Here is an 11,514-nt window from a genome sequence, read left to right as displayed (position 1 = left end):
TCAATTTACGCAACAGAGCCGGCGGCAGGCGCTACGCCATCGTCTGCCGCTGGAATGCGAACGCACAAGGCGTCTATCAGCTGCTATCGGTACTGATGCCAACCGGAGGTCGGATGCGCGAGGTATTCGGCGCGGAGATAGGGGGTAGTCATGACCGGTTCATCGGCCCTGAGGGCAGGCTGATTGACGTCAGCTGGAAGAGCTTCTACCGCTTTCTACCTGGTCCTGGCCCCACCCTGGACTTGCACCTGGAGCGTCAGTTCCTGGCAAGCAGGCAGTTTCTGCTCGATCCCGGGCAGGGTCCGTTCGCGCAGGAGCTCACCGCCGATGGCCGCGTGCCGACCTACCAGGTCTACCGCTTCGACGGACAGCGCTACCGACGCGTGCTGGCCGAGCAGCGCCCGCCAAGCACGGATCACGAAGGCTGGTGGGATAGCGAGAGGTGACAGGCTGTGGCTCAGTCCCACTCCCAACGCCAGCTCGACTCGTCAGCATCCCATTCGGTCCGGATCTTCGCATCCTCGAGCTGGTAGAGCCTGCGCTCGTACTGGTGCATCTGCCCACGCAGCAGCACGGGTTCGCCGATAGCCTGGTAGCCCGGCCAGACCCGGGTGTTCTCGCCGGCCGAGAACAACAACGGCGGCAATGCGCTGGCTGCGCGCGCCATGCGGTACATCGGACTGAAGCCGCCAAAATCGCGCCAGTTGCCGCCGAAGCCATGGTCTTGCAGCACGACCAGATCCGGCTGCAGCCGGGTACCCAGCAGATTCTGATAGGTCTTGTGGCCCTCGGTCGCGAGGTAGATCAGCCGCGTGCTGCGCTCGGGGTGGATCTGCAGGTCGCACATGAAACCGAAGGCGTGCGACGGCTTGGCGAACAGAAGGCTGCGCGAGTCGTCGGGCCAGAAATCGGCCCAGGCATGGCACGCCAGATCCCGGGGCGAGACGCGCTGCAGTTCGGGCGTGGTGGCGCTGAATCTGCGCAACATGTCCTGGATCATCTCCGGCTTGATCAGGTAGTCGACATAGACCACCACCGCCAGATCCAAATTGAGTGCGAAATGCTGCAGCGGGCCGTAGTCCGTGCCAGCACCGGGATAGTAGAGCACCAGACCCTCGCGCGGATTGAGGCGGGAGGTGACATCGGTCCCTTGCTTGCCGGCAGGGTGAACCGGGGAATGTGACAACAATGGAGAAGAACGATCTTGGGGCATGCCGCCAGTTTCTGCCGGCAATGGCTCACAAAGTGAGCCTGCTCAAGGAAGTTCCAACTGAAAAGACCGGATGACAGCCGTAGGTGCCGTTGCCGGCCGCAGGATCTAACCAGCCCAGCGAGTGTTCGCGCTGTGTGTTGTCCGGCACGGCCTCGCGCTCAATGGCCTGGGCCAGCCATTGCGGCGAGAGCGAGTCCAGTCACTGCAGCCGCTGGCGGATCTCTGCCACCAGCGAGCGCCAGTACCGGCTCTCCTCTTCATCGGGCAAGTCGCCGAAATGGCGCCAGCGCCTGGCCTCGAAGAACAGGCAGGTTCTCAGCTTGTCCAGATTGCCATGGTCCCGCGCGTTCGCAATTTCGGCACAGCGCGAGAAAGAGCCCCAGTGCTGGTAGCCGTCAAACGTATAGGCGAACCGGAACAAATCTTCGAGCTCAGCATTGTCAGGTGGTACATCGCTGGCCTCGAGCTGGTCAGTAGGGATGATCTTGACGGGCATGCGGCGAATGGAAGCTCAGGGTTGTAATTTGCTTTCTGCCATCATATTCGGCTGAGCACAGACTCGATGGCTTTGACCAATGTTCTGGAAAGCGTGCCGCACAACCTTAGACAGCAGATGGATGGCAGACCAGCCACGCGCAGAGTCGCTAAATCCTGAGCATGCGCTTTGACCAAGGCGACCACGACAGTAAACGTCGCACAAATCTGCAAAACTCAATGTCAACAACCAAACCGTTGACGAACTCAGCGCCACCCCGCTCCCATGAACGCTCACACAACGCCCATCCGACCCGGCTTCATCGCCCTGCACGGCAACCGACTCGAGGACCTAGTGCAGACCGTCATCGAATGGCTTCGTCTCAACCCCCTGAGGCCACTGGAGGAAGAGGTCGTGCTGGTGCAGAGCAACGGCATGGCCGAGTGGTTCAAGATGGAAATGGCCCGCCGCGCCAGGATCTGCGCGGCCACCCGGGTCGAGCTGCCCAACCGCTTCCTGTGGACCACCTACCGGCAGGTGCTGGCCCCCGAGCCGGTCCCGCGCGACTCCCCGCTGGACAAGGTGCCGATGACCTGGCGGCTGATGAAGGTGCTGCCCAGCCTGCTCGACCAGGCCGAGTTTGCGCCTGTCCAAGGCTATCTCAAGGACGAGGCCAGCGAGCGGCTGCTGCCGCTGGCCAACAAGCTGGCCGACCTGTTCGACCAGTACCAGAACTACCGCGCCGACTGGCTGGAGGACTGGGCCGAGAGTCGCGACCAGCTGCTGCAGGCCGATGGCCGGCGGCTGCCCGTGCCCGACGAGCAGCGCTGGCAACCGGTCCTGTGGCGCGCCGTGCTGCAGGCCATGGACGAGCGTGAACGTGGCGCGATCCGGCCCCGGCTGCACCAGGCGGCGCTCAAGCGCCTGCGAGGACCGGAGGAGTTTTCCGGGAGGGTGGCGCGCCGCGTCGTGCTGTTCGGCATGAGCCATCTGCCAGGCTCGACGCTGGAGGCAATGGCCGCACTCAGCCGCCACAGCCAGGTCATCCTGGCCGTGCCCAACCCCTGCCGCTACTACTGGGGCGACATCATCGAAGGCCGCGAGCTGCTGCGTGCCCAGCGGCGCCGGCAGGCGAACAAGGGTGGCAAGGACCTCTCCAGCGTCAACCTGGAGGACATGCACCAGCACGCCCATCCGCTGCTGGCTGCCTGGGGGCGTCAAAGCCGTGACTACATCCGGCTGCTGGATGCCCATGACGATGCGGCGGCCACCCAGAACGACTTCAATCTGCCACGCATCGACCTGTTCGACAGCAGCGAAGAGGATGACGCCACGCCCTTGCTCAGGCGCATCCAGAACCGTATCCGTGACCTCGAACCCCTGCCGCTCGAGCGCGAGGTCGAAACCCTGACCAGTGCGGACCGATCCGTCGTCTTCCATGCCGCCCACGGTCCGGTGCGCGAACTCGAGATCCTGCATGACCAGTTGCTGCAGCTGATCCAGACCCGAGAGGCACATAGCAAGCCGCTTGCGCTGCGTGACGTCGTGGTGATGGTGCCCGACATCGAGCCGATGGCCGCCGCGATCCGTGCCGTGTTCGACCAGTACCCGCGGCGCGATCCGCGGTTCATCCCCTACGACATCGCGGACCTGAGCGCCAAGTCCAGCAGCCCGATCGTCACCACACTCGAATGGATGCTCAAGCTGCCCACGCAGCGCTGCCGCCTCAGCGAGCTGGTCGATCTGCTGGAAGTGCCGGCCATCGCGCGTCGCCTGGGCCTGTCGGCCGAACAGCTGCCCAGGCTGACTCAATGGATGAGCGGCGCCGGCATCCGCTGGGGCCTGAACCAGGGGCATCGCGAAGGACTGGGTCTTGAGGCCTGTGGCGACCCCAACAGCGCCTGGTTCGGTCTGCAGCGCATGCTGCTGGGCTACGCCACCGGCTCGCTGGACGAACTGCCAGATGCGCGCGGCTGGGATGGCATCGAACCCTATGACGAGATCGGAGGACTCGAGGCCGAGCTGGCCGGCGTGCTGGCCAGGCTGGTCCAGACCCTGATTGACTGGCTGCAGCAGGCCGCTCAGCCCGCCACCCCGTCCAGCTGGGCAACACGCGGGCGCGACCTGCTGCAGGCCCTGTTTGAACCACTGGATGAACAGGAGCGCGACGCTGTCTCTGCTCTGGGGGACGCCTTGACGCACTGGCTGAGCGCCTGCACACAGGCCGGTTTCCAGGAGCCGGTCGCATGGCCGGTCTTCGAGCAGGCCTGGCTCGAAGCGCTGAATCTGCCCAGCCTCAAGCAGCGCTTTCGCGCCGGTGGCGTGACCTTCTGCTCGCTGATGCCGATGCGCGCCATTCCCTTCGATGTGGTCTGCCTGCTGGGCATGAACGATGGTGACTATCCGCGCCGCGGCATGCGCAACGACTTCGACCTGATGGGCCTGCCAGGCCAGCACAGGCCGGGTGACCGCTCCCGCCAACACGACGACCGCCAGCTGATGCTGGAGGCACTGCTGTCGGCGCGCAGCCTGCTCTACATCAGTTGGACCGGTTTCAGCGCACTGGACAACAGCGAACAGCCTCCCTCGGTGCTGGTGTCCCAGTTGCGCGACTACATGGCAGCGGTCTGGGGCGAGGAGGCGGTGAAGACACGCACGACCGAACACCCGCTACAACCTTTCAGCCGCCGCTACTTCGAGCAGGGCTCCCGCCTGCAGACCTTCGTGCATGAATGGCACACCCTGCACAAGGAAGGCAGCGCAGAGGCTACTGTCGCTGCACCGCCCCTGCCCGGCTTCGTTCCCGACCCTAGCGCGCCGCTGACGCTGCAGCGGCTGGGCTCCTTCTTGCGCAACCCGGTCAAGGTGTTCTTCCGCGAGCGGCTGGGTGTGGTGTTCGAGGATCAGGACGAGGAGGCCCCCAACGATGAAGTCTTCACGGTCGACGGGCTGGAGAACTACCAGCTGATCCGCGACCAGGTCCTTGACTGGCCCGAGGCCACCCGCGCCCAGGCGCTGACGCACGCCGTGCCGGTCGCCCTCGAACGCCTGCGCCGCAGCGGCGCCTTGCCGATGGCGGGCTTTGGCGACCTGAAACAGCACGAGCTGCTCAGCACCCTCACCAGCATGACCCGTGCCTGGCAGGCAGCAGGCAAGGATTACCCCGTCGCGCTCCCGCGCAAGCCTATCCTGTTCGAACAAGCCGTGGACGAGAACCATCACGTCCTGCTGCGCGACTGGATCGACCAAGTGCACCAGCGTGCCGATGGCGCCCCCTGTGCTGACGGGGGCACCTGGCTGAAGCTTGAGCCGGGCCGCCTGCTGGGCAAGGATACCCCGCGACCGGACAAGCTGCTCGACGCCTGGGTCCGCTCGCTCGCAGCAGCAGCCTGCGGTCATTCTCTCGATGGCCTGCTGGTGGGCCAGGACGCCACGCTGCACATCCGTGCGATGACACCCGAGCAGGCCAGCCCGGTTCTGGCTGGCCTGCTCCAGCTCTGGTTCGATGGCATGCAGTCTCCCCTGCCCCTGCCTCTCAAAACCGGAATCGCGCTCGCTGCCGAGCTGGTGGGACCCAACGGCCCCGAGCAGGTGTACGAAGGCACGGAATACGACAGCAGCCGAGCCGAGGTCAACGAACCTTGTCTGGCCCGGCTCTACCCAAGCTATGAAGCTCTGGCTGCTGACGGCCGGCTGCAGCAGCTGGCCGAGCAGATCTACGCCCCCCTGCTGAAGTGGGCAAAGGAGCATGTGCGACAGGTCCAGCGCTCCGAAGCCCAGCACGCCTGATCGATCCTGCCTAGAGACCATTCATGACACAGACCCCCAGCGCCGAACCCCAAGCCCTGATTGCCGAAAACTTTCCCTTGTGGGGTAGCCGACTGATAGAGGCCAGTGCCGGCACCGGCAAGACCTGGACCATTGCCGCGCTCTATCTGCGGCTGGTGCTCGGTCACGGCAAGGACGCCACCGCAACCGACCCCGGTTCAGCCTTTGGCCGTCCCCTGGCTCCGTCCGAGATCCTGGTGATGACCTTCACCAAGGCTGCCACACGCGAGCTGTCCGACCGCATCCGCAAGCGCCTGCTGGAGGCGTCACGCTGCTTTCGTGGCGAGCAAGCGGTCGACGCCAGGGATAAGTTCCTCGCCCAGCTGATGCAGGACTACCCGGCCGGGCCGGCGCGCAAGCAGGCAGCCTGGCGGCTGGCCGTGGCCGCCGAAAGCATGGACGAGGCCAGCGTGCACACCATCGATGCCTGGTGCCAACGCATGCTGCGCGAACACGCCTTCGACAGCGGCAACCTGTTCGACGAGGAGCTGGTGGCTGACGAGCAGGCGCTGCTGGTCGAGGCGGTGCAGGACTACTGGCGCAGCGAATGCTATCCGCTGTCTGCCGACCTGCTCCAGCAGGTGCTCGGCATCTGGAAGGACATCGACGCCTTGCGCAAGGATGTGGCGCAGCTGATCCACCTGCGGATCGAGACGCAGAATCCAGAGCAGTCGCTGCAGGACCTGATCACGGGCTGGGCACGTCCTTTGCAGAACCTGCTCATCGACAAGGATGAGAAGGTCGAGGCGATGGAGCAATGGCTGCAGCAGCAACTGCTGAACCATCCAGGACACTGGAACGGCAATAGATTGCAACCCGCCAGCGTCAGGCGGTGGTTCGACCAGCTGACCGAGTGGGCCGAGCAGAAGACGCCCCTTTGCCTGCCCGATCTGGGAACGGGTCTGGTCCGGCTTACGCCCAGTGGCTTGCGACAGGCGCGCACCGTGGCAGCGCCGGCATTGGTGGAAATCCCGCCGGCCTTTGAATGGTTCGAGTCCGTCGTCACGCAGTACCAGCAGAATCCGTTCAGCCCCCGGCTGCGCCGCCATGCAGCCGGCCATGTGGCCCGGCGCCTGGACCGGCTCAAGCGCCAGAGCCGCAGCTTCGGCTTTGCCGACATGCTCGACCGCCTGGGCTCTGCCCTGCATGGCCCGCACGGTGCGCGGCTGCGCGAGCGCATCCTGATGCAATACCCGGTGGCGCTGATCGACGAGTTCCAGGACACCTCGCCGCTTCAATACGACATCTTCGACCAGATCTACCGCAGCCACGAGAATTCGCGCGAGCGCGCGCTGCTGCTGATTGGCGACCCCAAGCAGTCGATCTACGGGTTCCGTGGGGCCGACATCTACAGCTACCTGCGCGCGCGCCAGGCCACCGAGGGCCGCCACTATGTGCTCGGGATCAACTACCGCTCAACTGCGGCGCTGGTCGATGCCGTCAACCATTGCTTCCTGCAGGCCGAGCAAAAGCCGCTGGCGGCGTTCCGCTTCGCCAGTGCACAGGGCAATCCCCTGCCCTTCGTCAAGGTAGCAGCCCAGGGCCGCAGCGAGCGCCTGGTCGGTCCCCAGGGAGACCTGCCAGCGCTGACGCTGGTGCATGACCTCGAACTGCAGAACGGCGACAGCATCAAGGCACGCTTTGCCGAGCGCTGCGCCGAACAGATCGCCAGCTGGCTCAACGAGCCCGACACCGGCTTTGCCAAAAACGATGGCAGCTTCGAGCGCTTGCGCCCGAGCGACATCGCCGTGCTGGTGCGCACCGGCAAGGAGGCCGCCGCCGTGCGTCTTGCAATGCAGCAGCGGGGCATCGCGTCGGTCTATCTGTCGGACAAGGAATCGGTGTTCCAGAGCGACGAGGCCCGGGACCTGGTGCACTGGCTGCGCGGCGTGGCGATGCCGCAGGACGCGGCCCTGGTGCGCGCGGCGCTGGCCACCGGCAGTCTCGGCCTGAGCCTGGACGAACTCGGTCATGTGGCAAGCGACGACGAGGCCTTCGACCGCCACAGTGCCCGGCTGCTGGGGCTGCATCAGGTCTGGCAGCAGCAGGGGGTGCTCGCCATGCTGCGCCAGACGCTGCACCAGTTCCAGCTCGCCTCGCGCTGGCTGGACCAGGACCTGGGTGGCGAGCGACGCCTGACCAATTTCCTGCACCTGGCCGAGCTGATGCAGAACGCCAGCCGGCAACTCGATGGCGAGCAGGCCCTGATCCGCTGGCTGCAGCAGCAGATCGAGGACGAGGCCAGCGATAGCGACGACAGGATCATCCGGCTCGAGAGCGATGCCGATCTGGTCAAGGTCATCACAATCCACAAGAGCAAGGGGCTCGAGTTCCCGCTGGTCTGCCTGCCGTTTCCCACCAGCTTCCGCGAGGTGAACGCCAAGTCTGCCAAGGTGCTCAGCCTGCCCGATGGACCGGGCACTCGCCAGGTGATCCTGGACCCCGACAAGACTGACATGGAACGCGCCGATCAGGAGCGGCTGCGCGAGGACCTGCGACTGCTCTATGTCGCGTTGACCCGCCCGCGCCATGCCCTGTGGATCGGCTTTGCCGCCCTTAGGGTAGGCAATGGCCAGGACTGCCAGAGTCACAAGAGTGCCATTGGCTACCTGTTCGGCGAGGATCAGGCCCTCTCGCCGCAGCAGTGGCAAAAGCAGCTGGTGCAACTGGCGCAAGGCTGCCAGGCCATCGCCCTGCACGCTGCCTCTCATACCACGGCGTGCACCAGGCTCGCGGCGGGAGGGACCGAGAACACTCTGATGGACGCCCCTCAGTTCGGCACGCCCATCGAGCGCGACTGGACAATAGCCAGCTACTCGCGCCTGACCAGCTCGCTCAAGGAGACGGGCCCTGCCCCGTCCTCCATGCGCAGCCCGCGCGCTTCCGATGACGAAGTGACACTGGGTGCGGACAAGGAAGAGCGCGTGGCGCTGCTGGCGATAGCGGCGCCACTGCAGCAGGCCGCCAGCTCGATCCAGCATGCCTTCAAGCGCGGGCCGTTTGCCGGCAACTTCCTGCACGAGCAGCTCGAATGGCTGGCAGGGCGCGGCTTTGGGCTCGAGAGCGACCCGCAGCTCGGCGAGCAGTTGCTGCAGCGCCTGCAACATTCGGACTACGGCGAACGGGCGGACGAGGTACTTGAGTGGCTCAAGCACATCACGACCACGCCGCTGCCCGGACCTGGCGCGGCACTGGCCCAGCTGCACACCGCCCGGGCCGAGATGGAGTTCTGGCTGCCGCTCGAGCGCATCCGCATCGACGCGCTGGACCAGGCCTGCCGCGAGCACCTGCTACCCGGCGTCGAGCGTCCTGCCCTGCAGTCGTCGGTCGTGCACGGCATGCTGATGGGATTTGCCGACCTGGTGTTCGAACACGAGGGTCGTTACTGGGTGCTGGACTACAAGTCCAACCACCTCGGCCAGGACGACCAGGACTATGGCAGCGACGCGATCGCACAGGCGATGGCCAGGCACCGCTACGACGTTCAGGCGGCCATCTACCTGAGCGCGCTGCACCGGCTGCTCTCCAGCCGCCTCGGGGAGAGTTACGACCCTCAGCAGCACCTGGGCGGCGCAGTCTTCCTTTTCCTGCGTGGCATCCATCATCCCGGCCGCGGGGCCTGCGTGCTCCAGCCTGGAACCGATTTCTATAGCCAGCTCGATGCCATGCTCGGCAATGAGGAAGTATGCGCATGACCGCCACCGCTCACACGGTCCACACCGAGCTGACCCATACCCTGCAACGCTGGTCCGATCTCGGCTGGCTACGCCAACTCGACAGCGCGCTGGCCAGCTTCGTCAGCCAGCGCGACCCTGAAGCTACCGAGGCCCTGATCGTCGCCAGCGCCATCCTGGCCCAGCTGGAAGGACGGGGCCACACCTGTCTGCCCCTGTCCGAGCTGGTCGCCAGCCCCCGGGAACTGCTGGCCTGGCCCGCGGCCTCGCATGATGAGCTTGATGCCGTCTGGACCAGGATGCCAACCAGCACGGCAGGCTGGGTCGAGGCCATTCGGACCAGCCGGCTGGTGCGGCAAGTCCTGGACGATGGGGGTGCAGCTGATCCGGACGCAGGCCAGCCGCTGGTACTGGGTGGTACCCTGCAGATGCCGCTGCTCTACCTGAGGCGCTACTGGATCTACGAGGAGCAGGTCACCACGACGCTGGCAGCCTGCACTGCCGATGTGCTGCCGGTTGATACAGAAAAGGCCAGGGCATGGCTGGACCGACTCTTCGTTCCCTTCAAGGATGAGAAAGCCGGGGTGAACTGGCAGAAGGCAGCCTGCGCGCTGGCCCTCAGCGGTCGTCTGACCCTGATCACCGGCGGACCCGGCACGGGCAAGACCTACACTGCCGCGCGCCTGCTGGCCCTGGTGCTGGCCATGCATCCCGACCCCGCCCAGCTCAAGGTCGCGCTGGCCGCCCCCACCGGCAAGGCCGCCGCCCGACTGAAGCAGTCCATCGAGGCCTCGCTAACGCAACTGCCTGCGGACGTCAGCCAGGAGGTTGATCTGGCGGAACTGACCCGGCGCATCGGTGCAGCCCGCACGGTGCATTCGCTGCTCGGCGCCCGACCCGACACGCGCCGCTTCAAGTACGACAGCCGCCACCCGCTGGATGTCGACCTGCTGATCGTCGACGAGACCTCCATGGTGCATCTGGAGTTGATGGCTGCACTGCTGCAGGCCCTGCCTCCACATGCCAGACTCGTCATGCTGGGCGACCAGCATCAGCTGGCATCGGTGGAGGCCGGCGCCGTGCTGGGCGACCTGTGCCAGCAGGCAGACGGCCAGCATTACAGCCAGGCAACGGTCGAATACCTGAAAAAGACTTGCGGCGAAGTAATCCCGGCGGGGACTCAGGTCGGATCGGGACTGGCGCAACGCAGCCTCACGCTGCAATTCAGCCACCGCTTCGGGACGGTCATCGGCCAGCTCGCCCAGACCGTCAACGACAACAAGCAGGAAGATGCCAAGTCGCTGCTATCGACACCGAGTCCGGCCGTCTGGCAATCGTCGCGACACGATCCTGAAGTCGTCATCCGGCTGGCGGTCGAGGGACGAGATGGGGCGCGGGCCTGTCATGCCGACTATCTGAAGCGGATGCACGAACGCCCAGACACCACAAGAACAGATCCGCAAGCTCACGCGGCCTGGGTCAGGCAGGTGCTGCGTGCCTTTGAGGGCTTCAGGATCCTGTGCGCGGTGCACGACGGGCCTTGGGGGGATCGGGAGATCAACCAGCAGATACAGAAAGCACTGGCCAAGGCAGGCTGGATCAGCCCGACCGGCGCCTGGTACCCGGGGCGCCCCGTCATGGTCACGCGCAACGACCTCGCATTGGGCGTGTTCAACGGCGACGTCGGCGTGGTGCTGCCGTCGCACAGCGCAGGAGGCGCGCTGCGCGCCTACTTCCTGGACGGCGAGAGCCTGCGCTCGGTCTCGGTCAGCCGGCTGGCCCATGCCGAGACCGCCTTCGCGATGACCGTGCACAAGAGCCAGGGCTCGGAATTCACGCACACGCTGCTGGTGCTGCCCAGCGGAACGAACGAAGTGCTGACGCGGGAACTGGTCTACACCGGCATCACACGTGCCAAGTCCAGCTTGTCGCTGGTCGAGGGCAGCTCAGGCGCCTTGCTGACAGCCATCGCCACCCCCGTGAAGCGTTCGAGCGGGCTCAGGCTGAAGCTGGATAGGGATTGAGCGAGGTAGTTCAAGAAACCGCCAAACCCACCTTCAAGAAAGGCCAACGCGAACGAAGTCAGGATCACCCCTGTCTGGGTAGGGGTAGACCCAACAATCGAGTCACAAGCCGCCATTTGAAGCCTGTCTACACAAGATCACGTCAACTTATGACGCTTATCCATTCCACAATCACCCTTGTCACCGCACCATTGGGTGGCTCGCAAGGAGGGTAAAGAATGGAAACTGTTGCACTTGATGAACATGGCCGGTAGCCAGTGCAATACTCCAAATGCCCGACTAACAGCCGCTAACACAAGT

General features: G+C 65.2%; 6 protein-coding genes. 4 read left to right on the top strand and 2 right to left on the bottom strand.

Annotated features, from left to right (window positions below; translation table 11 throughout):
- The coding region (locus C6P64_RS18280; RefSeq protein ID WP_170073135.1) for a hypothetical protein at positions 1-446 on the top strand (446 nt) is incomplete at its 5' end.
- Positions 447-457: 11 nt separating this feature from the next.
- Here C6P64_RS18280 and C6P64_RS16360 read toward each other — a convergent pair.
- Together C6P64_RS16360 and C6P64_RS16355 are read right to left on the bottom strand one after the other, a co-directional pair.
- Positions 458-1,186: a hypothetical protein gene (locus C6P64_RS16360; protein WP_170073134.1), complete on the bottom strand. Its 729-nt coding sequence runs from the start codon at positions 1,184-1,186 to the stop codon at positions 458-460.
- Positions 1,187-1,412: 226 nt separating this feature from the next.
- On the bottom strand, positions 1,413-1,709 hold the full coding sequence (locus tag C6P64_RS16355; RefSeq protein ID WP_105749608.1) for a hypothetical protein: 297 nt from the start codon (positions 1,707-1,709) through the stop codon (positions 1,413-1,415).
- Positions 1,710-1,973: 264 nt separating this feature from the next.
- Between C6P64_RS16355 and recC the strand changes: the two genes are divergently transcribed.
- Genes recC through recD form a run of 3 tightly spaced genes read left to right on the top strand, consistent with a single transcriptional unit; the run spans position 1,974 to position 11,214 of the window.
- The gene (gene recC, locus C6P64_RS16350) at positions 1,974-5,477 is read left to right on the top strand and encodes an exodeoxyribonuclease V subunit gamma (protein WP_105749607.1); all 3,504 of its coding nucleotides are present in this window, start codon (positions 1,974-1,976) and stop codon (positions 5,475-5,477) included.
- A 23-nt stretch (positions 5,478-5,500) separates the two neighbouring features.
- Positions 5,501-9,211, top strand: a complete 3,711-nt coding sequence (gene recB / locus C6P64_RS16345; RefSeq protein ID WP_105749606.1) for an exodeoxyribonuclease V subunit beta — start codon at positions 5,501-5,503, stop codon at positions 9,209-9,211.
- Positions 9,208-11,214, top strand: coding sequence for an exodeoxyribonuclease V subunit alpha (gene recD / locus C6P64_RS16340; protein ID WP_170073133.1), 2,007 nt, complete (start codon positions 9,208-9,210; stop codon positions 11,212-11,214). Before recB ends, recD begins: the two co-directional genes overlap by 4 nt.
- Positions 11,215-11,514: the final 300 nt, after the last annotated feature.

The organism is Malikia granosa, from assembly GCF_002980595.1.
GTDB classification, from domain to species: Bacteria; Pseudomonadota; Gammaproteobacteria; order Burkholderiales; family Burkholderiaceae_C; genus Malikia; species Malikia granosa.
This window is presented reverse-complemented; position numbering and strand designations above follow the sequence as displayed.